27 protein-coding genes are annotated in these 24,504 nt (G+C 72.0%); 15 read left to right on the top strand and 12 right to left on the bottom strand.

Annotation, left to right across the window (positions count from 1 at the left end; all coding sequences use genetic code 11):
- The 3 genes from BIU98_RS19910 to BIU98_RS15220 all read left to right on the top strand — a co-directional run bounded on the left by BIU98_RS19910 (window position 1) and on the right by BIU98_RS15220 (window position 4,783).
- A complete protein-coding gene (locus tag BIU98_RS19910; RefSeq protein ID WP_254787990.1) occupies window positions 1-2,844 on the top strand; it encodes an FAD-binding domain-containing protein in 2,844 nt (947 codons plus the stop codon).
- A gap of 35 nt (window positions 2,845-2,879) precedes the next feature.
- Window positions 2,880-3,641, top strand: a complete 762-nt coding sequence (locus tag BIU98_RS15225) for an SDR family NAD(P)-dependent oxidoreductase (RefSeq protein ID WP_071278444.1) — start codon at window positions 2,880-2,882, stop codon at window positions 3,639-3,641.
- Between the two features lie 176 nt (window positions 3,642-3,817).
- Window positions 3,818-4,783, top strand: a complete 966-nt coding sequence (locus BIU98_RS15220) for a helix-turn-helix domain-containing protein (protein ID WP_175481386.1) — start codon at window positions 3,818-3,820, stop codon at window positions 4,781-4,783.
- A gap of 46 nt (window positions 4,784-4,829) precedes the next feature.
- Here the strand turns inward: BIU98_RS15220 and BIU98_RS15215 are convergent, their stop codons facing one another.
- Window positions 4,830-5,360 carry an ATP-binding protein gene (locus BIU98_RS15215; RefSeq protein WP_071278440.1) on the bottom strand — a complete coding sequence of 177 codons (531 nt, stop codon included), beginning with the start codon at window positions 5,358-5,360 and terminating at the stop codon, window positions 4,830-4,832.
- 117 nt (window positions 5,361-5,477) lie between these two features.
- Here BIU98_RS15215 and BIU98_RS15210 point away from each other — a divergent pair, with 117 nt between their 5' ends.
- Together BIU98_RS15210 and BIU98_RS15205 are read left to right on the top strand one after the other, a co-directional pair.
- The gene (locus BIU98_RS15210) at window positions 5,478-5,987 is read left to right on the top strand and encodes a hypothetical protein (protein ID WP_139200776.1); all 510 of its coding nucleotides are present in this window, start codon (window positions 5,478-5,480) and stop codon (window positions 5,985-5,987) included.
- A 73-nt stretch (window positions 5,988-6,060) separates the two neighbouring features.
- Window positions 6,061-6,810: an alpha/beta hydrolase gene (locus tag BIU98_RS15205; RefSeq protein ID WP_175481385.1), complete on the top strand. Its 750-nt coding sequence runs from the start codon at window positions 6,061-6,063 to the stop codon at window positions 6,808-6,810.
- A gap of 5 nt (window positions 6,811-6,815) precedes the next feature.
- Here the strand turns inward: BIU98_RS15205 and BIU98_RS15200 are convergent, their stop codons facing one another.
- Window positions 6,816-7,385, bottom strand: a complete 570-nt coding sequence (locus BIU98_RS15200) for a TetR/AcrR family transcriptional regulator (RefSeq protein WP_071278434.1) — start codon at window positions 7,383-7,385, stop codon at window positions 6,816-6,818.
- Between the two features lie 60 nt (window positions 7,386-7,445).
- Between BIU98_RS15200 and BIU98_RS15195 the strand changes: the two genes are divergently transcribed.
- Window positions 7,446-8,183 carry an SDR family oxidoreductase gene (locus BIU98_RS15195; protein ID WP_071278431.1) on the top strand — a complete coding sequence of 246 codons (738 nt, stop codon included), beginning with the start codon at window positions 7,446-7,448 and terminating at the stop codon, window positions 8,181-8,183.
- Window positions 8,184-8,481: 298 nt separating this feature from the next.
- On the opposite strand, the gene BIU98_RS15190 is transcribed toward BIU98_RS15195, so the two are convergent.
- From BIU98_RS15190 to BIU98_RS15175, 4 genes are all read right to left on the bottom strand, one after another.
- Window positions 8,482-9,093, bottom strand: coding sequence for a hypothetical protein (locus tag BIU98_RS15190; protein ID WP_071278429.1), 612 nt, complete (start codon window positions 9,091-9,093; stop codon window positions 8,482-8,484).
- The gene (locus BIU98_RS15185) at window positions 9,093-10,040 is read right to left on the bottom strand and encodes an alpha/beta hydrolase (RefSeq protein WP_071278427.1); all 948 of its coding nucleotides are present in this window, start codon (window positions 10,038-10,040) and stop codon (window positions 9,093-9,095) included. The genes BIU98_RS15190 and BIU98_RS15185 overlap by 1 nt, the downstream gene beginning before the upstream one ends.
- Window positions 10,041-10,094: 54 nt before the next feature.
- Window positions 10,095-10,484 (bottom strand): hypothetical protein, encoded by a 390-nt coding sequence (locus BIU98_RS15180; protein WP_071278425.1) that lies wholly within the window; start codon window positions 10,482-10,484, stop codon window positions 10,095-10,097.
- A gap of 70 nt (window positions 10,485-10,554) precedes the next feature.
- Window positions 10,555-11,649 (bottom strand): acyl-CoA desaturase, encoded by a 1,095-nt coding sequence (locus tag BIU98_RS15175; protein WP_139200804.1) that lies wholly within the window; start codon window positions 11,647-11,649, stop codon window positions 10,555-10,557.
- Between the two features lie 292 nt (window positions 11,650-11,941).
- Between BIU98_RS15175 and BIU98_RS15170 the strand changes: the two genes are divergently transcribed.
- From BIU98_RS15170 to BIU98_RS15160, 3 genes are all read left to right on the top strand, one after another.
- Window positions 11,942-12,673 carry a GAF and ANTAR domain-containing protein gene (locus BIU98_RS15170; RefSeq protein WP_071278421.1) on the top strand — a complete coding sequence of 244 codons (732 nt, stop codon included), beginning with the start codon at window positions 11,942-11,944 and terminating at the stop codon, window positions 12,671-12,673.
- Window positions 12,674-12,735: 62 nt separating this feature from the next.
- Window positions 12,736-13,314, top strand: a complete 579-nt coding sequence (locus BIU98_RS15165) for an RNA polymerase sigma factor (protein WP_071278419.1) — start codon at window positions 12,736-12,738, stop codon at window positions 13,312-13,314.
- Window positions 13,311-14,165 carry a hypothetical protein gene (locus BIU98_RS15160; protein ID WP_071278417.1) on the top strand — a complete coding sequence of 285 codons (855 nt, stop codon included), beginning with the start codon at window positions 13,311-13,313 and terminating at the stop codon, window positions 14,163-14,165. Before BIU98_RS15165 ends, BIU98_RS15160 begins: the two co-directional genes overlap by 4 nt.
- Here BIU98_RS15160 and BIU98_RS15155 read toward each other — a convergent pair.
- Window positions 14,095-14,970 (bottom strand): NAD(P)H-binding protein, encoded by an 876-nt coding sequence (locus BIU98_RS15155; RefSeq protein WP_083393307.1) that lies wholly within the window; start codon window positions 14,968-14,970, stop codon window positions 14,095-14,097. The two genes, BIU98_RS15160 and BIU98_RS15155, sit on opposite strands and share 71 nt — an antisense overlap.
- A gap of 58 nt (window positions 14,971-15,028) precedes the next feature.
- Between BIU98_RS15155 and BIU98_RS15150 the strand changes: the two genes are divergently transcribed.
- The gene (locus BIU98_RS15150; protein WP_071278415.1) at window positions 15,029-15,520 is read left to right on the top strand and encodes a MarR family winged helix-turn-helix transcriptional regulator; all 492 of its coding nucleotides are present in this window, start codon (window positions 15,029-15,031) and stop codon (window positions 15,518-15,520) included.
- 197 nt (window positions 15,521-15,717) lie between these two features.
- Window positions 15,718-15,849, top strand: coding sequence for a hypothetical protein (locus tag BIU98_RS20000; RefSeq protein WP_302847980.1), 132 nt, complete (start codon window positions 15,718-15,720; stop codon window positions 15,847-15,849).
- Between the two features lie 77 nt (window positions 15,850-15,926).
- Here BIU98_RS20000 and BIU98_RS15145 read toward each other — a convergent pair whose 3' ends face one another.
- Genes BIU98_RS15145 through BIU98_RS15125 form a run of 5 tightly spaced genes read right to left on the bottom strand, consistent with a single transcriptional unit; the run spans window position 15,927 to window position 21,436 of the window.
- Window positions 15,927-16,955, bottom strand: a complete 1,029-nt coding sequence (locus BIU98_RS15145; RefSeq protein ID WP_071278413.1) for an aminoglycoside phosphotransferase family protein — start codon at window positions 16,953-16,955, stop codon at window positions 15,927-15,929.
- Window positions 16,952-17,857, bottom strand: coding sequence for a carbohydrate ABC transporter permease (locus tag BIU98_RS15140; protein ID WP_083393306.1), 906 nt, complete (start codon window positions 17,855-17,857; stop codon window positions 16,952-16,954). The genes BIU98_RS15145 and BIU98_RS15140 overlap by 4 nt, the downstream gene beginning before the upstream one ends.
- Entirely contained in the window at window positions 17,857-18,816 is a 960-nt protein-coding gene (locus BIU98_RS15135) for a carbohydrate ABC transporter permease (protein ID WP_083393305.1), read from the bottom strand. Before BIU98_RS15135 ends, BIU98_RS15140 begins: the two co-directional genes overlap by 1 nt.
- Window positions 18,813-20,162, bottom strand: coding sequence for a sugar ABC transporter substrate-binding protein (locus BIU98_RS15130; protein WP_071278411.1), 1,350 nt, complete (start codon window positions 20,160-20,162; stop codon window positions 18,813-18,815). Before BIU98_RS15130 ends, BIU98_RS15135 begins: the two co-directional genes overlap by 4 nt.
- 59 nt (window positions 20,163-20,221) lie before the next feature.
- Entirely contained in the window at window positions 20,222-21,436 is a 1,215-nt protein-coding gene (locus BIU98_RS15125) for an FAD-dependent monooxygenase (protein WP_071278409.1), read from the bottom strand.
- 217 nt (window positions 21,437-21,653) lie between these two features.
- Here BIU98_RS15125 and BIU98_RS15120 point away from each other — a divergent pair, with 217 nt between their 5' ends.
- From BIU98_RS15120 to BIU98_RS15105, 4 genes are all read left to right on the top strand, one after another.
- The gene (locus BIU98_RS15120; RefSeq protein WP_071278407.1) at window positions 21,654-22,286 is read left to right on the top strand and encodes a TetR/AcrR family transcriptional regulator; all 633 of its coding nucleotides are present in this window, start codon (window positions 21,654-21,656) and stop codon (window positions 22,284-22,286) included.
- A complete protein-coding gene (locus BIU98_RS15115; RefSeq protein ID WP_071278404.1) occupies window positions 22,283-22,630 on the top strand; it encodes a multidrug efflux SMR transporter in 348 nt (115 codons plus the stop codon). The genes BIU98_RS15120 and BIU98_RS15115 overlap by 4 nt, the downstream gene beginning before the upstream one ends.
- Window positions 22,630-22,944, top strand: coding sequence for a multidrug efflux SMR transporter (locus BIU98_RS15110; protein WP_071278402.1), 315 nt, complete (start codon window positions 22,630-22,632; stop codon window positions 22,942-22,944). Before BIU98_RS15115 ends, BIU98_RS15110 begins: the two co-directional genes overlap by 1 nt.
- A 155-nt stretch (window positions 22,945-23,099) precedes the next feature.
- Window positions 23,100-24,425 carry a fibronectin type III domain-containing protein gene (locus BIU98_RS15105; RefSeq protein WP_175481384.1) on the top strand — a complete coding sequence of 442 codons (1,326 nt, stop codon included), beginning with the start codon at window positions 23,100-23,102 and terminating at the stop codon, window positions 24,423-24,425.
- The last annotated feature ends 79 nt before the right edge of the window (window positions 24,426-24,504 follow it).

Genomic DNA, 24,504 nt, shown 5'->3' with positions numbered 1-24,504 from the left:
ATGTCCGCTCCTGACGACATCTGCGGCGAGGACCTGCTCACACCGTTGGCCGCGTCGGGCAGCGGCCTTCTCGCATTCCACAGGGAAGACGGATGTCTGTACGAGATCCAACAGGGGGTGGTGCGCGGGAAGGAGTCGATCCCGCCCGGTACGTTCTCGATCACGGGAACTGGGATCCTCCACTGCGCCACCGTCCGAGGTGGAGAACTCGAAGTCGGGCTGCTGCGTGCTGACAATGGGCCGACGCTCGTACCGGTTGGTCGGACTGACCGGTTCCAGCTCACAGCGGGACACGAATTCGTCAATCTCGTCCCGTCGACGACGAGCGTCTACGCTGCGGTCTCGGCGGGGCCGGATGGCCGTACCCACGTCACGACGCCCGACGGTCTCCAGACGATTGTGGTCCTCGAGCCGGGTCTCCAGGTCCGCGCGCTCTGGTCGACAGGGCAATGTGTCATCGCCGAGGCGAGAGCATGGCGGCTGGAAGGTCTGAACACTCGCGCGCGCTCCGGCAGTGGCCGCCTGACCGGCACAGCAGGGGACCGGTTCGTCGTCGAGGTCGACAGCAAGACCGATCGACGGTTCGTTCTCGTCGACCGGGAGGGTGAGCACAGCCTGTGCGCACCCGCCGGATGGAGTCCGATCGAAGCAACGCCGTCCAGTACCGGGTGGACGATGACGTGTCTGCACCCGGTGCACGGGTACGCGCAGTGGGACGGGGTGAATCTCGTCTGCCGCCCCGGGACGCTGCAGCTGTTCGGGCTTGGCGGCCCCGCGCCGGTCGTCCGACAGACCGGCACCGCCTGCGGATCGCGTTGGCACCACGAGGGTCGAGAGATCCGCGGTGTTGTTCCGCCGCGCAGCGATCTGTCGGTCCGGTGTGTGGAGATGCTCGACGTGCCCTCCCTGATGCTCACGAAGCGCGGTGCGTCGAACGACCAGCTGTTGATCGCTCTGCACGGCGGCCCTGACAGCCACGAGTGGGACGACCTCAGGTACGGAGCGCTCTACCGTGAGGTGATCGATGCGGGACGCGACGTCCTGATCGTGAACTACCCCGGATCGCGGGGCTTCGGTAGCGACCTGCAGACCGCGCCCTGGCGACGGTGGGCGGTCGCCGTCGATGCCGTCATCAGATCCGTACGCCACGCGGTCAGCGAGCACGAGTACCGCGCGGTCGTGTTCCTCGGCGTGAGCTTCGGGGCCTGGCTCGCGGCCCAGGCGATGCGCGAGCTGGACGTTGGTGGCGTTCTTGCATCCCCTGTCCTGGCGATGCGCGATCACCTCCGATCACACGAGGACGACCCGGAGTTCGTTGCCTGGGCGACCCAGCGATTCGGGGAGCCTGGCGAGATCGAAGCCTGCGATGACTGTGGTCCGGGGCGTACGAGCACTGTTGCCGACGTGGTCATGCCGGAGTCTGATGAGGTCGTCGGCACCGGTACCACGCGCCGGATCGCCGGGCAGCGAGGCTGGCATCTGATCGGCGTTCCTGGCGGCCACTACCCGGCGTCGGAGGGCGATGCCAGCGTGCGGTGGAGAGCTCTGCGAGAAGCAGTGGATCGCCAGTTCAGGATCAGGACTCGTAAAGCGCTACCGACCCGCAGCACCGTCGGAGGTCCCCTGCATGATCAGGAGGTGTTCATCCCCACCAGAGCCGCCGGCCTCGACGCCCTCGACGACTTCGTCCCCCGCGCCGGCCGGGACTACGCCCGCGACCGCAACGCGGACCTCGGCGCATCGCGCAACAACGTCTCGGGCCTCTCGCCGTACGTCCGCCACCGCCTGGTGACCGAGCACGAGGTCGTCGCAGCCGTCCTCGAACGCCACAGCCTGCCCGCCGCCGAGAAGTTCGTGCAGGAGGTCTTCTGGCGCACCTACTGGAAGGGCTGGCTCGAGCAGAACCCCGAGGTGTGGCGCCGCTACCGGCGAGATGTCGACGAGTTCGCGACCGGGACCCTGCCGGCCGGCTACGACGACGCGGTCAACGGCCGGACCGGCATCGACGCGATGGACGCCTGGGCGCGGGAGCTCATCGACACGGGCTACCTCCACAACCACACGCGCATGTGGTTCGCGAGCATCTGGGTCTTCACGCTCGGCCTGCCGTGGCAGCTCGGCGCCGACTTCTTCTACCGCCACCTGCTCGACGGCGACGCGGCCTCGAACACGCTGTCGTGGCGGTGGGTCGCCGGGCTGCAGACCGCCGGCAAGACCTACCTGGCGTCGGCGTCCAACATCGCGCGGTACACCGACGGCCGGTTCTCCCCGAGTGGCCTGGCGACGACCGCCCGGCCGCTCTCCGAGGACCCGTTGCCGCCGCGCACGCCGATCGAGTCCGACGACGTCGTGGGGACGATCGGCGACCGGGTCGGACTGCTACTGCACGAGGAGGACCTCGAAGCGTCGAGCCTGCTGGCCGAACACCCTCAGCTGCCCAACCGCCCGATCGCGGCAGCGGTCTCCGCAGACCCCGTCGCGCGCTCCCCGTTCGCGGTCTCGGACGTCGTCGAGGCCTTCACGGCAGCCGCCCTGGACGACACAGCCGAACGGACGCTGGACGCGAGCGGCCGCCCCGCGCAGGTGCTGGCCGACACGCTGCCGTCGACGGTCCTGCGCTGGGCGGAGTCCGAGCAGCTCGACACCGTGGTCGTCCCGTACGCACCGATCGGGCCGGTCCACGAGCGGCTCGGGGTGCTGCGGGCCGCGCTCGCCGCCGAGGGTGTCGCCCTCGTCACCGTCCGACGCCGGTGGGACAGCGCGGCGTGGCCGTACGCGTCCCGCGGGTTCTTCCCGTTCCGGGAGCGCATCCCGGCCCTGGTCCGCGAACTCATGGTGGACTGAGCGTCCGCACGACCGGACGCGTCGAAAGGCACCACATGACCTCCCCCTTCAGCCTGCACGGCAGGACCGCGATCGTCACCGGCGGCAACCAGGGCCTCGGCAAGGCCTTCGCGTTCGGACTCGCGGAGGCCGGCGCTCGTGTCGCCATCGTGGGCCGCTCCGCCGACCGCAACGAGCGGGTGGCAGCAGAGGCCGCTGCGGCCGGGCACGAGTTCGTCACGATCACCGCGGACATCACCGACGACGCCCAGGTCACCCGGATGACCGAGGAGGCGCTCGCCGCCTTCGGCACGATCGACGTCCTCGTCAACAACGCCGGCACCTGCGTCCACAACGAGGCCTTCGCGGTGACGGACGACGAGTGGGATGCCGTCTTCACCCTCAACGTCCGTGCGCTCTGGAAGGCCACCATCGCGGTCGGTGCACACATGCGCGAGGCTGGTTCGGGCTCGATCGTCAACATCGGCAGCATGTCCGGCATCATCGTGAACCGTCCGCAGTGGCAGCCGGCGTACAACGCGTCCAAGGCCGCGGTGCACCACCTGACGAAGTCCCTCGCCGTCGAGTGGGCGCAGTACGGCATCCGCGTCAACGCACTCGCCCCCGGCTACGTCAAGACGGAGATGGCGCCCGTGGACCGCGAGGACTTCAAGCGCTACTGGATCGACGACGCCCCGCAGCAGCGGTTCGCCCTGCCGGAGGAGATCGCGCCGAGCGTCGTCTTCCTCGCCAGCGATGCCGCGTCGTTCATCACGGGCTCGGTCCTGGTGGCGGACGGCGGCTACACCGCCGTCTGAGGCGACCAACTCCCGGACGGGAGGCCCGGTGCCAGCTGGCACCGAGCCTCCAGTCCGGCCTGTGGCCCGGCCCGGTGACCAACCGGCCCTGGTGGAACACGGTGCTTCGGCGTATGGTCGCGCCACGACCCCCGAGCCCTCGGTTGACGCCATGCTGCACAACCGAACGGACCTCCGTGTCTGATCAAGCCCACCACGACATCCGCCTGATGTCCGTCTCCGGTCGGCAACCCGACGCGGCCCTGCAGGTGTTGGCCCCGATCTATGACGGTGCCGGGTGGAACTGCCGACCGACGGACGACGCGTTCTGGTTCCGGTACGTCGCCATCGGGGACGAGCAGATGAGTGTTCGACGGCTCCAGATGCACGGACATCTCCGTGGCACGGCCTCGACCGGCAGCGACGTCGTCGTGCACTGGCTCGAGCGTGGCCGGGCACGGGTGCAGACGGCCAAGGACGTCACCCGCATGCAGCCAGGGGCGCCGCCGTCGTTGCTCCCGAGGGACGGGCGGTTCGAGTTCGAGTACGAGGACTGGGACCAGCGGCTCATCCACCTCAGCAAGGCCCTGCTCCTCGAGGTCGCCGCGGAACGGAACGTCGTCGGCAGGACCTCGGCTTTCGACCGCCGGGCCACGCCGGAGGTCGCCGCCCGGGCGCAGTGGCAGCGGAGCTTGGCGCTCGCCGTCGACGCGTTCCGGACCCACGGTGCCGAGTCGACGGCCTGGGCGACAGCGCGCCGGGAGGTCGCACGCGCACTCCTGGTGCTGCACCCGTCGAGTGGCGAGCGGCTCCTGGACCGCCGCTCCGCGCAGGACGACCGGATCCGGGCCGCGCTGGACTTCGTGCTGAACCACGCGCACGAGGCCATCACGGTGGACGACATCGCCGACGCCGCGTCGCTGAGCGTCCGCGGGATCCAGGAGGCCTTCAAGCGGGAGTTCCAGCGGAGCCCGATGGCGTTCGTCCGCGAGACCCGACTCGATCGCGCGCACGCGGAGCTCCAGTCCGTCGGCCCGGAGCCCGGCGCCGTGGCGGAGATCGCGCGCCGGTCCGGCTTCAGCCACATGGGGCGGTTCTCGGCGGCCTACCACGAGCGCTTCGATGAGCACCCGCGGGACACGCTCCGGACGACGGCGTCCTGACGCCTCGCTGGGCCGCGGCGATCGGCGCGCGGCGACCAGCCGGGTGTCAGTCGTCGGCGCGGACCGCGTCCGCGATCTGCCGCGCGACCTCCGCCGCGGGGACCGACGTCGTGTCGATGACCTCGGCCTCCCGGTGCAGCCAGCCCGCTGCGGCCTCGGCGTAGGCGTCGACGTACGCGAACCGGAACGTCGACGGCCCGAGGTCCCGGTCGTTCTGGATGCGGTCGACGAGCGTGGGGCCGTCGACGTGCAGCACGAGGTGCCGGACCGGGATGTCGTACGCGGCCAGGCCGGCCTGGATCTCGCGCCAGTAGGCCTCGACCAGGACGGTCATCGGCATGATGAGCGGCCCGCCGCCGATGTAGTCGTGCACGCGTCGGGCGGTCTCGACCACGAGGGGCCGCCAGGGGTCCCAGTGCTGGAAGTTGTCCGTCGTCGGCAGTCCCGGCTTGATGTCCATGAGGACCTCGCCGACCTTCTCGGCGTCGAGGACCTGCGACCCGGGCAGCAGCGGCTGGAGCAGCCGACTGGTCGTGGTCTTCCCTGCACCGTGCGTTCCGTTCAGCCAGACGATCACATCTGGACCCTAGCGGTGAGCAGCCGCCGGACTGGAGGCTCGGTACCAGCTGGTGACGAGCCTCCCGTCCGCCGCGTGGCCGGCAGCCGTCTGCCGCAGTGCGGCAGGATGGTCGGCGTGGACACCTGGGGGATGAACGAGACGGGCCGGCTGGTCGGGCGGAGCTACCTGTGGCTGGCGGGGGTGACGGCGCCGATCGGCGCAGTGGTCTTCTACCTCGTCGCCGCGGTCACGAGTGGCGGGGGCCTCGGCGACCTGGACCAGGCGCTCTGGCTGGTCATCGTCACCGTGGTCGCGACCGCGGTGTTCGCACTGGGCGGCGCTGCGGTGGCGCTCCCGTGCACGTACCTGCTCGGCCGGGCACTGCGACGGGTGCGGTCCAGGGGCGCGCACACGGCCGCGCATGCGGCACTCGCCGGACTGCTCGCCGTGGTGACGACGTCACTCGTGGTGCTGTGGTTCTCCGGGCCGACGTCCCTGCCGGCCGTCGTGTCGTTCCCGCTGGGCATGTCCGTGGCAGCCGGTCTGGCCGCAGCGATCGCGACCTGGCGGTTCCTCCGGCCGACACCGATGCCGGAGTCCGAACCGGACCACGCCGCCGACGTGGCAACCGCTCTGCCGAGCTGAGCGCATGCGCACCTCGCATGACCCGGACCTCGCGGTCCCACTGCGCTGGTACCGGCCGGCGTCAGGAGCAACCTTGACGGCGCCGACGCTGCTCTGGTTGCACGGCGGCGGGTTCTTCCGGGGCAGCCCCGACCTGCCGGAGGCGCATGCCGTCGCGCAGGCACTCGCGCAGCAGGGGCTGACCGTCGCGACGGCGGGGTACCGGCTCGCTCCGGTGCCGGGCCTCGGGTGGGCGGGGGCGCGTGTCGGGCAGCCTCGGGTGCGGTTCCCGCTGCCCCTCGACGACGTGCTCGCGGCGTACCGGGAGGTCCGTGCGGTCGCACCCGGGGGCGTCGTCCTCGGCGGGGCGAGCGCGGGAGCGTGTCTGGCGGCCGCAGCGACCCTCAGCGCGGTCGAGGACGGGGTCTCTCCGGTGGGGGCGGTGTTCGCCTACGGGTTCTTCCACGCGGCTCATCCGCGGCCCACCGACCCGCACCACCGGTCTCGGCGACACCGTCGGGTGACTCATGCCCGGTGGGCGCTGGACGTGGCGAACCGGAACTACGCCGGTTCGCGGCGGGCGTTGGCGGACCGGCTGGCGTTCCCGGGCGGGCACGAGATCGGCGGGTTCCCGCGGACGCTCCTGGTCAACGCCGAGCAGGACACCATGCGGGCGTCGGGAGACCTGTTCGCGACGGAGCTCCGGGACGCGGGGGTCGACGTGGAGCACCACGTGCTGCCGGGGACGCGCCATGCGTTCCTCAACCGGCCGGGCCTCGCGCCCTTCGACACCGCGGTGTCGATGATCGCGACGTGGAGCGGGCGGGGTGCCGTGACGCCCTGAGGCGGTTACCGCCTCCGGAGGGAATCGACGACGAGGTCGAGCAGGTGGGCCGTGCGCGCATCGCTCTGCGGCTCGAGGTGCCACAGGAAGCTCAGCAGGGGGAAGACCTCGTCGGGCGCGATGTCGGGGCGGACCTGCCCGGCGTCCTTGCCGGCCTGCAGCAGGTCGTCGACAACGGCGAGGATCCGGTCGTACTGCTCGTCGTGCAGGTCACTGCGGGTGACGGCGTCGAGGACGTCGGCGAGCGCGTGCTTCATCCGGCCGAAGGAGGCGAGGACGTCGAACCAGCGGCGGAGGGCGACGACGGGATCGTGCTCGTGCTCGTCGAGGAGCCGACGCGCCGTCACGAGGAGTCCGTCGAACTCGTCGCGGTAGACCTCGGCCAGCAGGGACTCCCGCGTGGGGAAGCGCCGGTAGAGCGTCCCCTGCCCGACGCCGGCCGCGCGGGCGATCGCCTGCATGGTCGTGGCGCTGTCGTCGGCGAAGGCCTGTCGGGCGATGCTGACGATCCGCGCACGGTTCTGCTCGGCGTCCGAACGCAGCACACGAGCGGAGGGGGTCGACGAAGTGGACATGTGTCCGGTAGCCTCTCGCGAAGTGGACGGGTGTCCACTCTACTGCGACAGGAGACCACCATGGACGGCATCAGCGGCAAGACCATCGCCATCACCGGGGCGTCGAGCGGGATCGGCGCCGCGACGGCTCGGCACCTGGCGGCGGCCGGTGCGAACGTCGTGCTGGGTGCACGCCGCGCCGACCGGCTGGCGTCGCTCGTCGAGGAGATCCGCGCCGAGGGCGGACAGGCGCACGCGGTGCCGATCGACGTCCGGCAGCGCGAGGACCTGCAGCGGCTGGTGGCGAGCGCACAGGAGCAGTTCGGCCGCGTCGACGTGCTGTTCTCGAACGCGGGGAGCATGGCGGTCTCGCCGTTCGACGAGGTCCGCGTGGACGACTGGCAGCAGATGATCGACGTCAACCTGACGGGCGTCCTGAACGGGATCGCGGCGGCGCTGCCGGTGTTCCGCGCCCAGGGCTCCGGCCACTTCGTCAACACGGCGTCGACGTCGGCCCACCGGATCGTGCCCGCACAGGGCGTCTACGCGGCGACCAAGACCGCGGTCCGGGTGCTGTCCGAGGCCCTGCGGCAGGAAGCCGGCGCCTCGCTCCGGGTCACGGTGGTCACGCCCGGCTTCACGAACACGGAGGGCGTCGGGCTGGGGGCGAGTGCCGAGGTCGCGGCGGCGCTGGTGCAGCAGCGGGACGCCACCGCGATGCCGCCGGAGGCCATCGCCCGGGCGGTGGCCTTCGCGATCGAGCAGCCCGACGGCGTCGACGTGGGCGAGGTCATCGTCCGGCCGACCGCGCAGGGCTGACTCGTCGCTGGACTGACGGAAGCCGGTGGGGCGCTGTCGGGTTCAGGACACCACCGGCTTCGAGCGCATCGTCGCCGTCCCCGCGACGATGCGCTCTGTCACGCGGGTGAACCAGCGGGAGCGACGTTGCTCCCGGGTCCCGCGGCTCGTGGGGTGGACGGATGGGACGCGCGAGATGCTGAGCGCGGACGCTGCATGAGAGCTTCCGATCCGACAGCCAGGGTCTGGGGCCACCTGGCGGGAACAGTACGCCTGCGCGGGCATCCGCACCAGGGGCCTGGCGGGAAGCGCACTGTGGTCAGCGACGGGACGCCCGTTTGGCTCCGTCGTCCACCGTCGTGGTGCCCATCGGCCGACGGGCCAGCGCGAGGGCGATCAGCAGGAGCCCGGCACCGGTCACGACGATCCCGACCTCAGTGGCGACGCCGTCGACGCGCTGGTCGACACCGGGCACGAGCAGCAGGGCGTTCGAGACGAGCGCCGGCAGGCCGACCAGGCCGAGCCCGGTGAGCGTGGCGATCGTCAGACGGTGCCGCGACCGCGCCGCGAGCAGCAGGACGACCGCGAGCGCGACGGCGAGCCCGCCGATGAGACCGACCACGGCGGAGGCGGCCAGGACCACGGGGAGCGGTCGACCCGCCTGCAGCAGGACCGTCTTGGCGACGGCGGACCCGGCGGCGGTCATCAGCAGCGGCATGGCGAGCGGGACCTGACGGAGGGGGCGCTCGTCGGACATGCCGGTGGCGATGATGCCGAGCCCGGCGAGCGTCAGGGTGCCGGCGAGGATCGCTGCGGCGGACAGCGCTCCCGTGCCTCGGGGCAGGACAGCGATGAGGAGCGTGCAGAGCCCTGCCGCCGCGAAGGTGATCGCGTGCAGGCGGACGGCCAGGGCTCGCCCGACCCGGGCCATCACGGCCGGGCCAGGGCGGAGCGCAGCTCCCCGGTGAGCTCCCCGAGCGCCTGCGGGACGGCCCTGCTGATCCGGGGGAAGGCCATGAAGCCGTGGGGCATGCCGACGTAGGTCGTCGTGCGCACGGCGACCCGGGCCTCCAGGAGGGCTGCGGCGTAGCGGAGGCCGTCGTCCCGGAGCGGGTCGTGCTCGGCGACCTGGACCAGAGCCGGCGGCAGGCCGGCGAGGTCGGCGAAGAGCGGCGAGGCGTACGGGTCGGTCGGGTCCTGACCGTCCAGGTAGTGGCCGCGGAAGGCGAGCATGTCCGCCTTCGTCAGGATCGGGGCGTGCGCGTTCTCGTCGATGGACGGGCTCGCCATCGTGAGGTCGGTCGCGGGGTAGACCAGGCCCTGGAACGCGATCGGCGGGCCGGAGCGGTCGCGTGCCATGAGGGCGACCACGGCGGCGAGGTTCCCGCCGGCGCTGTCGCCGACGACGGCCAGGCGGCTGGTGTCCGCGCCGAGCTCCCGGCCGCGGCTGACCAGGTCGACGGTGGCGGCGTAGGAGTCCTCGGCGGCAGCGGGCCAGCGGGCACCCGGAGACAGGCGGTAGTCCAGGGAGGCGACCACGGCCTGGGCGTCCCGGGCGATGCTGCTGGCGAACCAGTCGTAGGTGTCGAGCGAGCCGGACGTCCAGCCCCCGCCGTGGATGAGGACGACGAGCGGGGGCGTGCCGCGGAACGTGGTGGGGCGGTAGACCCGGACGCCGATGGGGCCGTCGGCCCCGGATGCGGTCGTGTCCCGGACGGCGACGCCCGTGGCGAGCCCGCCGAGCAGCAGGTCGACGAGGGGGTTGTGGCCGATCTCGCGTCGCTGGTCGGCGAGGATCTGCTCCTCCGTCCGGCGGGTCACCGAGGCGGCGCTCAGCAGTCGGCCGAGCAGTCGCGTGCGGAGGTCGATCGCAGCCATGGGATCATCTTGCGCGATCAGCGGCTCGGACGGCGGTGCCGTACCGGGATGGGATCAGAACCAGCGCAGGCCGAACTGCTCCAGCACGTTCCTGGCGACGGCGACGACGCCGTGGGGCGGCTCACCGCCGTCCCGGCCGACGGCTGCGAGGAGCGCGTCCTGCGCCGCTGCGTACTCGGAGCGCTCTTCGCCCGAGAGGTCCTCGGGCGGGTCGGTCCGGCACGCGGTGAGGGCTTCCAGCCGTCGGAGGCCGTAGCGGAAGCCGACGGGTCGGGGCGTGGACTGCATGAGCTGGAGCAGGTGCTCGTGGGAGTACCGGCCTGCCGGGTCGGCGGCGCGGGAAATGAGGTCCGTCAGTCCCCGCGACGCCCCGTCCGACCCGCCCATCCGGATGTCGATGAGCCGTGCGCGGCTGCACAGGTCGAAGAGCAGTGCCTCGTCCATGTCGTCCCCTTCCCCCTGGTTGCAGGATCGAGCGTGCCACAGGCGGTGCCTGCACCGGGCGCGACGTACGTCAGTTGATCCGGAGCTCGGTGATCATCGGGCAGGCGAAGGGGTCGCGCGCTGCCAGACCGACGCGGTTCAGGTACGCGACGACGATGCCGTACGAGCGCAGGAGCGTGGTCTCGGTGTAGGGCACGTCGAGCTGCTCGCAGTGCGCGCGGACGAGGAGCCTGGCCTGCTTGAGGGCCGGCCGCGGCATGCTCGGGAACAGGTGGTGCTCGACCTGGTAGTTGAGGCCGCCCATCAGGAAGGACACCCACCACCCACCGCGGATGTTGCGCGACGTCAGGACCTGTCGGGAGAGGAAGTCCACCTTGGCGTCGTGGGCGATCGTCGGCATGCCCTTGTGGTTCGGCGCGAAGGACGCGCCCATCATCACGCCGAAGACCGCGAGCTGGACGCCGAGGAACGCGCAGGCCATGCCGAACGGCAGCGTCAGGAAGACGACGGGCAGGTAGATGCCGAAGCGGAGGACGAGCAGCACGCCTTCGAGGACGCGTCCGCGGACGTCGCTCCGGCCGTCGGCCCCGCGGAGCACCGAGACCACCGCGTGCCGGTGCAGGTTGATGCCCTCGAGGGTCAGGAGCGGGAAGAAGAGCCAGCCCTGGTGCCGGACGAGCAACCGCATGGGTCCTCTCGTGGCGGCGGCGTCCTCGGGGATGAACACCACGCCGTCCGGGCTGATGTCCGGGTCTTTGCCGACGGTGTTCGGGTTGCCGTGGTGGCGGGTGTGCTTGTTCATCCACCACGAGTAGCTCAGGCCCACGACGAATGTCCCGAGCCACCGGCCCGCGCGGTCGTTCCACTTCCGGGACTCGAACACCTGGCGGTGCGCGGCCTCGTGCGACAGGAACGCGAACTGTGTGAAGAGCACCCCGAGGACCGCGGCGACGACCAGCTGCAGCCACGAGGCGCCGAGCGTGGCGAACGCCACCCAGCACGCCACCGTGCCCACGACCAGGGCACCGAAGAGCGCCCAGTAGAAGCCGCGACGCCGCCGGAGCAGCCCCGCGTCCTTCACCTGCGCCAGCAGCGCGGAGTAGGTCGACGTGCCCCCGGTGCGGGCTCCCCCGGCCGTCCCGGTCTTGCGGTACGGGCGGGTCATGGTGTCGTCGGCGGTCACTGGGGTTCCTCTCGTCGGTGCTGACCGGCGCACCGCGGAGACTGCGACGACGCAGCTGCGCCGACAGCCCCGCGCCGCGCAGGCGCGATCGGCGTGTGACGTAGCTGGTCCATCAGGCTCCCGGGCATCACGGAGATCGTTCTTGTCGTCCGGCCACCGGGGGCTGGGGCAGCTGAGCACAACGCTAGAGCCGGAGAACCTCGCGTCGCAAGTCCTCGATCGGGGCGGCGCTACGGTTGTTGCACAGCACACCGACGGAGAGGGAGCACTCCGGATGCCGGACACCCGCGAAGCACGACTGGTCGACACGTTCGTCACGCTCACGGACAGCCTGGTCGCCGACTTCGACGTCGTGGAGGTGCTCCAGACCCTGGTCGACCGGGCCGTCGAGCTCTTCGACGCGGCGGCCGGCGCGATCCACCTGGCGAACGCGCAGCAGGAGCTCGAGGTGGTGGCCTCGACGAGTGAGCGCAGCAGCTTCTTCGGCCTGCTCCAGCTCAACGCCGGCGAGGGCCCGTGCATCACGGCCGTGACGACGGGCGAACTGGCGACGTCGGAGAACGTGACCGAACTGCGGCGGCGGTGGCCCCGGTTCGCCGAGGCCTCGCAGCAGCGCGGGTACGCCGGCGTCCACGCCATCCCGATGCGACTCCGTGACACCGTCGTGGGGTCGTTGAACCTGTTCCGCGAGTCCGAGGGGGCGCTCAACGGTGCCGACGCCCGTGCCGCGCAGGCGCTCGCCGACGTCGCGACGATCAGCCTGTTGCAGCAGCGCACGATCGAGAACGCGACCACCGCGGCCAGCCAGCTGCAGCGCGCCCTCGACAGCCGCGTGCTGATCGAGCAGGCGAAGGGCTACGTCAGCCGCGCGCTCGACGTCGACCTGGACACCGCGTTCCGCCTGATCCGCCAGCACGCCCGCACGAACCAGGAGCGCCTGAGCGACGTCGCCCGCGCGGTGTCCGGGCAGCAGCTCGCGCCCGCCGAACTCCGCGGCAGCGCGTGACCGGTTCCCGGTCGGCCCGCGGCAGCGTGTAACGCCCGCACCCCGACCGGACACTCTTGAGTGTGCAGGACGAACAGGACGACGACGGGCCGCTGTGGACGCGGGCCCGGTCGAACGACGGAACGGCCTTCGCCGAGCTCTTCGACCGGCACCGCCCGCGGGTCTATCGGCGCGCGCTGAGCCTGCTCGGGGACGTGCACGACGCCGAGGACGTCACGGCGGCCGCGTTCTACGAGCTCTGGCGGAAGCGGAGGACCGTGCCGCTGGTGGCCGGGTCCGTCCTGCCGTGGTTGCTCGTGACCGCGGTGAACCTCGGGCGCAACAGCCGTCGTGCCGCCGCCCGCTACCGGAAGCTGCTCGACCGGCTGCCCCGCGAGGAGGAGCACGTCGACCCGGTCGACCCCGCGGACGCCGAGGTCCGGCAGCGCCTCGAGGAGTCCCTCCGCGGCCTGTCCCCGACCGACGCCGCGCTGCTCGTCCTCACCACGCTCGAGGACCTGCCCGTGTGGCAGGCCGCTGCGGCCGTCGGCCTGCAGCCACCCGCTGCCCGGGTCCGCCTGCACCGGGTTCGGAAACGCCTGCGCGCCGACCTGCACGACCTCGACCCCACACTCCGCTCCGCACCGGGAGGCACCGCATGACCAGCAACGACGGACACCTGACCACGACCGACATGCACCCCGACGCTGCCGCGACGATCCGCGACGAGCTCGCGTCCATCGGCACCCCCGGCAGCCGACTGCAGCGCGCACAGCGACGGACCCGGGTCACCGCGTCCGTCGTCGGGGTCGCGGCCGTCGCCCTGGCCACCAGCGCCGCCGCCCTCGTGGTGACCGGGATGCCCGGATCGACGGCGACCGATGCACTCGGTTCCACCACCACGGTGACCCGGACCGGTCCGGCCCTGGTCGACATCGGCCGGGCACCGGAGACGGCGGGAGCGGTCATCGTCGACGTCACCTGCCTGAGTGACTCGGGGATGGTGCAGGTCAGCACCGGCGACGGCACGACGGGCGCCGGTGTCTCCTGCAGCGGCGACGGGCAGCACCGTCTGCACGTCGTGGACGGCCAGCTGCCGGCCGCCGGCACGACCACGTTCCCGGTCTCCTCGTCCCCCGGTACCCGGTGGCACGCCGTGCTGCAGTACGCCAGCTCGGTCACGTCCCGGTGGAGCGTCAACGCGAAGGGGCAGACCTTCGGGATCGAGAACCAGCACGGTCACCCGGACCTGGTGCCGGGACGAGCCGACGACGGTCGCCTGGGCTGGGTGCTCTGGTCCGAGACGGCGGGCGCCGACCAGCCCGGGACGGTCGACGTGTACGAGTCCGACGGCGAGACCGTCATCGGCCACCACACCGCCGAGGCCGGGACGCTGCCCGAGGTGCCACTCGACCAGCGGTACATCGACGAGCTGAACTCGGTCAGCGCCCCAGCAACACCTCCCGCGACGCCCGCGCCCAGTCCGCCATCGACCGCGCCGGCGTCCCGGTGACGCGCTCGACCTGGTCCGTGTGCACCGCGATGCCGTCGAGCCCGTGCCGGGCGACGATGCCGAACTGCTGACGGAGCCCCGCCGCCTGCCACGCGGGCATGCCGGTCACGCGCAGCACGCCCTCGAATGCGCGGCTCGGCAGGTGCACGTACCGCACCCGCCGACCGAGCCCCTCGGTCAGGGCCCGGGCGACCCCACGGCCGTCGAGCAGCTCGGGCCCGGTCAGCACCGGCTCGGCGCCGACGTGCACGCCGTCCGTCAGCACCCGGGCCGCCACCCGGGCGATGTCCTGGCTGTCGATCCAGCCGATCACCCCGCGGCCCATCGTCTGCGGGAAGAACCCCCGGCGGATCGTCGGCCCTGACGGCAGCAGGTTCGTCATGAACCCCGACGGGTGCAGGATCGTCCACTCGAGGCCGCTGGCCCGCACGTCCACGTCGATCTCCGCCACCGCACGCGCCCACGGGATCGTCGACCCCAGCGCAGCGTCCCCGCCCGACAGGTGCACGAGCGCCCGCACCCCGGCACGCTGTGCGGCCTGCACGCCGACCACGCCGTGTTCCCGCTGCTGCTGGGTCGCCGCCGTGACCAGGAACACCTGGTCGACGCCCTCGAAGGCCGCCGTCAGGGCCGGCAGGTCACCGAGGTCCGCCTGCCGGGCATCGATCCCCCGGGCCCGGAAGGCCTCGACCTGCTCCGGTCGCCGCGCGATCGCCCGCACGGTCTTCCCGGCGGCGCGGAGGGCCTCGACCGTCTTGCCGCCGACGTCCCCGGTCGCTCCTGTGACTGCCACGATGTCGCCCATGTCGTCTCCTTCAGTATCAGTTAGCTGATAGTAACTCCTCCTCCGCTACGATCGAGCCGTGCCCCAGGAGTTCGCAGCATCGCGCGACGACGTCGACGCGGTCGCCGCCTGGACCGTCATCCGCGCCGGCCGCGAGCTCGCCCGCCGCCTGGCCACCGAGCTGTCGCCGATGGAGCTCACGCCGGTCGAGTTCGGCGTGCTGGTCCAGCTCGCCACGGCCGAGGAGCTCAGCCAGGCCGAGCTCTCCCGTGCGGTCGGCGTCCGCCCGCAGAGCATGACCGCCCTCGTCGCCGCCCTCGGAGCCCGCGGGCTGCTGGTGCGCCGGGCTGAGCCGGGGCGCGGCCGGCTGTCGCGCCTGACCCTGACCCCGGCCGGCCGGGAGCTGCTGTCCCGTGCCTTCCCGGTCGTCCTCGCCAGCAACGCGTGGTTCGGACCGGTCGCGGTCGACGACGACGCTACCGGAGCCGACGTGGTCGCGACCGCGTTGCGGCCGCTGCTCGGCAGCGAGACGCCGGACGGGTCCGGCTCCGCGTCCGCGGGGACGGCCTGACGGGAGGCTCGTGGCGGGCCCGCACCGCGCCTCCCGTCCGCCCATGGTCACCGCGACCGTCCCGGTACGCGAGCTCCGTCGACGGCCGGACTGACGGGCGGACTCGGACGTCCGCTGGACGCACTCCGAGCGTGGCATCGGGAATGGCTGACACCGCTCCGCGGTAGTACTCCTCACCCCCGAAGAAGGAGCACCCCATGAGCCACGACCTCGACCGTTCCACCACGACCATCGACGAGCTCGACTGCTGGCCCACGCCGCGCGCGCTCCACGACGAGCCGACGCCCCGCTTCGGACGCTACCTCGGCCTGATCAACGGCCACGACTGACCTGACGGCGACCAGCCGACAGACGGGAGGCTCCCCACCGGACCGGTGGGGAGCCTCCCGTCTGTCGGTGGTGCTGATCACGTCGGGTCGGCCGCCAGCGCGGCGCACAGCCGGTCCTCGACCAGGGAGGCCGACCCGGTCGGGGCGAGGATCCCGGTGAAGACCCGGAGGGCCTCGGTGCGGTCCTCGTCGGAGCCGTCGAGCGCGGTCGTCATCGTCGACGTCAGGTCCTCGAGCGCGCGGACGCAGGCGTAGCGGACCAGCCGGTGCTCGTCGAGGTCGACGGGCCCGTAGCCGGCACGGAACGCGGCGAGCTCGTCGGGTGAGGCCGGGGCGAACAGGACGCTGAACTCGACGAGGTGCAGGTCGAGTTCGCGCGGGGCGACGACGGCCTCGTCCCAGTCGACCAGCCGCAGCCCGCCGTCCGGTTCGACCAGGACGTTGCCGAGGTGCGGGTCACCGTGGCACGGGACGCGCTCGCCGGGCGCTGCCGAGGCGAGCGTCGTGCCCTGCTGCAGGAGCGCGATCCGGGGTCGGGCGTCGTGCCAGAGGGCGAGGACGTCGTCGCGTGCGTCCCGTGCTTCCCGTGCGTCCCGTGCGGGCCGGGCGTCCAGCGTGCGGATCGCTGCGCGGTACCGCTGCCGCCGACGGCGGATGCCCCGGCGGGCGCCCTGCCGACGCGGCGGGAGCGGGAAGGCGTGCGCGTGCACGTCGGCGAGCAGCTCCCCGTAGGCGTGCCAGCCGGCCAGGTCGAGGCCGACGGTTGCGGCGTCCTCGCCGTCCGTCCAGCGGGTGACGGCGAGTCGGCCACCCCCACGGCGACTGCGGCGCCGACCGTCGGCGGTCGGGACAGCGCTCGGGGCACGGTCGAGCCCGGCGTCGGCCATCGACCCGACCAGGCGTGTGCCGGTCGTGGTGGTGCGGGTGGTCCACTTCGCGGCCCAGGCGTCGCCGGTGTCGTCGACGAAGCGCCAGACGACGGCGGACACGTCGGTGCCGCCGGTCACCTCCTCGATCGCGGTGACCTGCATGGCGAAGTCGGCGGTGATCCAGTGGCGGGCGTCCGCAGGAGTCGGGCGGCCGGCCGTCGGTTCTTCTGCGCTCACCGCAGGCCGCTCCGCGACAGCCCCTCGACGAAGTACCGCTGGAACGCCAGGAACAGGGCGACGATCGGCAGGATCATGAGCAGGTTGACGGCCATGATCGCGCCGTAGTCCGACGTGTACTGGCCCTGCAGCGTGCCGACGATCCCGATGGGCACGGTGAACAGGTCCTGGTTGCCGGACAGGGCGACGAGGGGCCAGCCGAACGCGTTCCACTCGCCCATGAACGTCAGGAGCACCAGCACGGCGAGCAGCGGTCGGCAGAGCGGGAGCACGACCGACACGAACGTGCGGAAGCGGCCGGCGCCGTCGAGCTGGGCGGCCTCGATGAGCTCGTCGGGCACCGCGAGGAAGAACTGCCGGGCCAGGAACACCCCGAAGATCGCCGCGGCCTCGGGCAGGATGACCGCCCAGAGCCCGCCGTACAGGTGCAGGCCGATCGAGATGAAGAACTGCGGCACGATGATCGCCTGCGGCGGGATCATCAGCGTCGACAGCAGCACCAGGAACAGGGCGTTGCGCCCGCGGAAGCGGAGCTTGGCGAAGGCGTACCCGGCGAGCAGGTTGCAGACGACGGTGATGACCGTGACGACGACGGAGATCAGCAGCGAGTTGCCGAACCAGCGCCAGACCGGGAACTCCTGGAACGGGCGGACGAAGTTCTGGATCGTGAAGTGCTCCGGCCAGAGCTGGAGCCCCGGCGCGTAGAGATCTGCCCGGGTCGAGAACGCGGTGAGCAGCATCCAGTACAGCGGGAACGCCATCACGACGGTCACGATCACGGCGACGGTGAGGCGCAGCCAGAGCAGGCGTCCGCGGCGCTTCCTCGGCGAACGGGTGGCGGTGCGCGCGGCGGCAGCGGGTGCGGCGTCGGACGCGCCGGTGTCCCAGGTGGTGGAGGTCATCAGTCGGTCTGGTCCCGTCCGGCGTTGAACCGCCACTGGAGGCCCGTGATGAGCAGGGTCACGAGGTAGATCACGATGCCGACGGCAGCGCCGTACCCGAGCAGCTGCGGGCCGTGCTCGTCGAAGGCCACCCGGTACGCGTACGACACGATCGTGGTGGTGCCGTAGCCGGGGCCGCCGCGGGTCATCGCCCAGACGGTGTCGAACACCTGGAACGAGTAGATGAGGTTCATCACGAGCAGGAAGAACGTCGACGGCCCGAGCAGCGGGAACGTGATGAGCCGGAAGCGCTGCCAGCCGCTCGCGCCGTCGGTCGTCGCCGCCTCTTGCACAGCGGGGTCGACGCCCTGCAGCCCGGCGAGGTAGATGAGCATGTCGAAGCCGATGCGCTGCCACAGCGTCATCAGGATCACGGCCGTCATCGCCCAGCCGCCGCTCGACTGCCACTGGATCTGCGGCAGGCCGAGGGAGCGGAGGAACTCGTCGACGAATCCGTTGTTCTGGTCGAACATCCACGCGCCGAGGACGCCGGTCGCGACGCCGGAGACCACCAGCGGCAGGAAGATGACCGTGCGGAAGACGGCACGCCCCGGCAGCACGCCGTTGAGCAGCACCGCGACGCCGAGCCCGATCGCCATGCCGACCGGCACCGTGAACAGCGTGAAGACGCCCGTGTTCGCGACGGACTGCCAGAAGACCGGGTCCGTCACCAGGCGTGCGTAGTTGCCGAGGCCCGCCCAGCTCGTGCCGCCGAGGGAGTCGAGGTCCTGGAAGCTGATGACGAGGGCGTAGACGAGCGGCAGCAGCGTGAAGACCACGATGAGGACGACGTTCGGCACGAGGAACGCCGAGGCCGCTGCCCCGCTCGACCCCCGGAAGCCGCCGACCGACCGCCGCGGACCGCGTCGGACGGCCCCGCCCGCGGTCGCGCCGCCGATGCGCTCGGCCGCGCCGGTCATGCCGACACCGCCTGCTCGACGGCGGCGTCGATGGCCGTCACGGCTGCCTCGGTGCCACGACCGTGGAAGGCGAGCTCGAGCTGGTCCTGCAACGCCGTGTTGACCGAGGCGAACCCGGGCACGACGGTCTCGCGGACGGCGGTCTCGGTGATCGTGGTGGCCTGCTGCGTGAAGACGTCCATCACGTCCGGGCGCACGGCGTAGTCGAGGGGCGTGTCCGCCAGGCTCTTCAGCGTCGGCAGCTCGTTCGCCCGCTGGCAGAAGTCGCGCATCTGGTCTTCCTCCACGAGGAACTTGAGGAACGCGGCCGCGAGCTCCGGGTGCTCGGTGTCACGGGTGGCGACGACGGCGTTCCCGCCGAGGTCGGACGCTGCGGCCTGGTCGCGGGGCATGTACGTGGTGGCCCACTTCCCGCCCTGGTAGCCGTTCTTGCCGTCGGCGAGCTCCGGCACCAGGAAGTCGCCGATGAACGTCATCGCGACGGTCTGGTTCAGGAAGAAGTTGTCCGAGTACACGGTGGTCTTGATGGTGTTGTTCGCCGGCACCCAGCGCTCGTCGAAGAACCGCTGCGTGAACGCCATGGCCTTGCGTGCGGGGTCGCCGTCGACCGCCGAGTGCTCCAGCGACGGCGTCAGGAGCGAGCCGCCCGCCTGGTACAGGAAGCTCGCCCAGCGGTAGGCACCGGCGGCGGTCCAGTCGTAGGCGAAGGGGTACTTGTCGTCCGGCAGGGCCTTCCGGAGCTTCGTCGAGACCGCGGTGAACTCCTCCCAGGTCCAGGCGTCCTCGAGCCGGTCGGGCACGGCGCCGATGCCGGCTTCGTCGAGGGCGTCGCGGCTGAACGCGATCGCCGAGGTGTCGGTCTGGTGCGGGACGCCGTAGGTGCGGCCCTCGTACCGGACGGCGTCACGGAGTGCCGGCAGGAACCCGGCGGACTCGGTGGCGCTGAGGTACGGCGTGATGTCGAGCAGTACCCCGTGCGACGTGTACTTGCCGATGCTCGTGTAGTCGACGCGGAAGACGTCCGGTGCCGTGCGCGACAGGATGCCCCGGTCGATGCCGGAGAAGAAGCCGTCGTACGGCAGCGTCTGCAGTTCGACGGTGGCCTTCGGGTGCCGGGCCTCGAACACCTTCTTCGCGTGGGCGAACCCGGCGTTCTCCCCGTCGCTGCCGCCCCAGAAGGCGAAGCGGATCGTGCCCTCGACCTCGCCGATGTCGGCCTTCGACCCCGCCGCGGCGGTGCTCGGCACGGGGCCGTTGTTCGCGACGCACCCGCTGAGCGCCCCGGCGGCGGCCAACCCGAACGCCCCGACGAGCATCGAGCGACGGGTGATGGGCTGCAACGGCACGGAGTGACTCCTCGGAGGCAGGGTCGCGTCGACCGGTGCCGGTCGTCACGCCCGCGACGCTAGTCCGCGCCCCCGACACCGGTCGTGCCCGCCGGTGACCCAGTGCGGGAATCGGTCTCCCGGTCGGTGCGGAGGGCGTCGTAGTCCTCGAGCACGAGGTTCGACGCCGGCCGGTCGACGACCCGCATGAGCGGACCGACGACCGCCAGGGCGCTGAACAGCAGGTTGCGGACACGGATGCCGGCGGCCGTCCTCGGCGCGAGGAGCTTGCCGGCGTTCACCTTGTGCGAGATGGAGGCGTAGTCCCGGTACCGACGCTCGAACACGTCGAACGCGGCGACATGGTCACCACCGGCTCGTGCGAGCTCCCCAGCCAGGACGTAGGCGCCCACGACGGCGAGCCCGGTGCCGTAGCCACCGAGGGCGTTCCCCCACGCGGAGTCACCGAGCAGCACCACGCGGCCGCGGGACCACCGGTCGACCGTCGCACGGCTGATCGAGTCCATGTAGAACTCGCGGGCGTCGGGCAGCTGCTCCAGCAGCTCGGGGATCCGCCACTTCCCACGGCGGAGTGCCTCGGTCACCTGCTGCTTCTGCCGGGCCACGTCGTCGCGCGCCGGTGGCAGCGGCGGGCCGGCGAAGACCAGGAACGCCGGGGCCTTGGTCCCGCCGAGCATGACGGTGATGCCGGGTTCGCTGTAGACGACGTCGTCGGGGCCGGTGTCGAGGTCGGCGAGGACGTAGTGGTAGCCGAGGTGCGTGACGTGCTCGGACTCGGGGCCGAACGCCAGCCGACGGACGTTGGAGTGCATGCCGTCCGCGCCGACGACGAGGTCGAACGTCCGCGGTGCTCCGTGCTCGAAGGTCACGTCGACACCGTCCCCGGTGTCGGTCAGGCTCGTGATCGAGTCCCCGAAGACGTACTCGACCGTGTCCTCAGTCAGACGGTGCAGGATCCGGGCCAGGTCGCCGCGGGGGATGTTCACCTCGCCCGCGCCGAAGGCCCCGGGGGCCGTCCCGACCTTCCGCCCGGCGGCGTTGACGATGATGCCGTCCTCGTCCCGGACGTCGGCCGCGCGCACCTCGTCGAGGATGCCCATCTCACGCAGGACGCGCCGGTGGATCGGGCCCTTGAAGTCGACGGCCTGGCCGCCGGGTCGGATGCTGCCGGCCTTCTCGACGACGGTGACGGCGAACCCGTACCGCTGCAGCCAGTGCGCCAGGGCGGGGCCGGCGATGCTCGCGCCGGAGACGAGGACTCGGGTGTTCTGCACGGTGTGCTCCTTCGATCGGATGCCCCGATCATCGGCCGCGGCACTCACACCGCGCTGACGCGCTGCTGACACCGCCCAGCAGCCGGCCCTGGACCGGCCACACGCGGACGGGAGGCTCCCCACCAGCTGGCACCGAGCCTCCCGTCCGCCTGTCCGTCGGCTGGGACTGCGCCGGTCGAGTTGGCCATCTGGCCAACTCGACCGGTACGGTCGTCGCATGACCACCAGCACCCACCGCAGCGCGGACGAACGACGGGCCCAGCTCGTCGACGCCGCCGTGGCGGTGATGACCGACGAGGGCGTCCGCGCCGTGACCACCCGGGCCGTGACGGCCCGCGCCGGACTGCCCCACGGCACGTTCGCGTACTGCTTCGGGTCGAAGGGCGAGCTGTTCCGGGCCGTGCTCGACCGGGAGCTCCGGCAGTCGATGGCCGTGACCTTCGACGACGACTCGGTCCCGGTCGACGACCCGTCCGAACGCATCGCGGCCGGGCTCCTGGCCTACCTGGACCGCGTCCGGGCCGCGCCGGACGAGGCCCTGGCGCTCTTCGAGCTCACGGCCCTCGCGCGACGCGACCCCGACCTGCGGGACCTGGCGCGCTGGGAGCAGGACGCGTACGCGCAGGCCGTCACCGGCAACCTGCGGCAGTGGTCGGACCGGCACGGCCGGTCGTGGTCGGCGCCCGTCGACCAGGTGGCCCGCCTGCTGGTCGCGCTCGTCGACGGGACGATGTCGGCGTGGCTGAGCGACCGGGACGACGCCGCGGCAGAAGCGACGCTGCGGCTCGCGGCGACGACGGTCGGGGCGCTCGCCGCGTCCGACGCCGATGCCGAGGGGGTCCGCTCGTGAAGTGGCTCTTCCTCGCCGGCGCGATCCTCTCCGAGGTCACCGCAGCCCTGTCCCTGCAGGCCGCCGTCGAACGACCCGGCTGGTACGCGCTCGTCGTGGTCGGCTACGTCGGGTCGTTCTTCCTGCTCATCCAGGTGCTCCGCCGGGGCATGGCCATCGGGGTCGCGTACGGGATCTGGGGCGCCTCGGGCGTCGCCCTGACCGCGGTGCTCGCCGCCGTGCTGTTCGGGCAGGCGCTGACCCCCGTGATGCTGGTCGGCATCGCGTTCATCGCGGCGGGGGTGCTGCTCGTCGAGGTCGGGTCGCAGCGGGCGCTCGCCGCACGTCGGGACGGGGCCCGCTGATGGGCTGGGTGCTGCTCGCGATCGCCATCGTCACCGAGGTCTTCGCGACGATGAGCCTGAAGGTCGCCACCGATGGCAGGCGCCGCTGGTACGTGGCGGTGGTGGCCGGCTACCTGGTGGCGTTCTCGCTGCTCGCGGTCGCGCTGACCACGGGCCTGCCGATCGGCGTGGCCTACGGGGTCTGGGCGGCGACGGGGGTGGCGCTGACGGCGGTGCTCGGGCGGGTGCTCTTCAAGGACCCGCTGACGCGGACGATGCTCGCGGGCATCGGGCTGATCATCGTGGGGGTGCTGCTGGTCGAGCTCGGGCACTGAGCCGACGGCGCCGAGCCACCGCGAGCCGACGCCCGCTCGGTGCGGATTCCCGTACGCGTACCGCAGATCTCGCCGCCGCCCCCTGGCGCAGCACGGAACCTGTTCTGATGATCCCAGCCGCGGCACCGGTGCCGCAGCACGTTGAGGGGACCGTCGTGTTCAAGAGCATGCTCACCATCGCAGCCGCGGCTGCACTCGTCGTCGGGGGTGCGCTGCCGGCGCAGGCCGCCTCGACGTCGTCGACGCCGAGTGCGCCGACGTCCGTCCGTGTCACGGGGTCCGGGGGTGACGCCGACCTCACCTGGGGAGCGCCCCGCTCGGGTCCCAGCGTCACCGGCTACACCGTCATGGTGACGCCCATCAAGGGCCAGCCGGACCGCGGTGTCGACCGCCTGCCTGCCACTGCCCGGTGGGACCACTTCGACTCCCTGCGCACCGGCACCAGGTACACGTTCACCGTGCGGGCGGTCGCTGCGAAGCGCTCCGGTCCGGTCGTCAGCGTGCAGTACACCGCGAAGGCGGCACCCACACGACAGTCGCTGTTCGCGCTCGACGCGCAGGGCAGCGTCGTCCGGTTCGGTACCGGGAGCACGAGCACCGGCACCACGGTCGCGACGAACGCCGCGGGCTACACCGCGGACGACCGTGGCGACGTCTTCGTGCCGTCGGCCGACCTGACGTCGATCGTGCTGCACCCGGTCGGTGGTGGCGTCGCTCGCACCGTCGCGACGGGGCTGCACCTGACCGCTGACCTCCGCTCCGACGTCGCCGGCAACCTGTACTGGGCCGACTCGGTGTCCGGCTCGGTGACGATGCTCCCGATCGACGGGTCCGGCCCCCGGGTCGTCGCGGACTTCGGCACCGTGAAGTACGGCAAGCACGCGTGGGTCGTCTCACGGAGCGGCATCGTGACGGCCTACAACAACAGCCCGTTCGAAGCGCGCATCGCCCAGCGCAGTGCTGCAGGCGTGCTCACGGTCCGGGCCTTCAGCTACGGCGGTGTCTACCCGGTCGTCGGTGGGCTGCAGTCCGACGACGCCGGGAACCTCTACCTGACCCTGAGCCAGGACGGCCGCGACGGGCAGTACCCCTGGGTCGAGGTCCGCGCGGGCGAGAGCGCCCTGACGCGACTGACCACCAGTGACGCGTTCGAGTACGGCGCGACGAACTCGACGTCGTTCCGACTGCTGCGGTCCGCCGAGTGGTGCACCCAGGCCGACGAGCTGTACGGGACCTGCGACATCGATCGATCGCTCGCGTCGGAGTTCGTCATCGGCCGCGACGGGAAGCCGCAGACGCGCACGGTGACCGGGGTCACCGCGGGGTCCCGCGGATCGCACGTCGGTGTGATGGACACGGCTGGCGACGTGTTCATCGACGTCGACCGCGCCCCGTCAGCCGGTCTGTGGCGCGTCCCCGCCGCCGGCGGCGCTGCCAAGCAGCTCTCCTCGGCGCAGTTCACGCGCCTGCTCGTGGTCTAGGGCCGCTGACGGCCCGTGCCGGGCCACCTGCGTACGGGAGGCTCCCCACCAGCTGGTGGGGAGCCTCCCGTCTGTCTGT

Origin of the sequence: Curtobacterium sp. MMLR14_010, from assembly GCF_001865015.1 — a bacterium.
In the GTDB taxonomy this organism is placed as follows: Bacteria; Actinomycetota; Actinomycetes; order Actinomycetales; family Microbacteriaceae; genus Curtobacterium.
The sequence above is the reverse complement of the archived record's forward strand: the minus strand, read 5'-3'. Positions and strand labels throughout refer to the sequence as shown.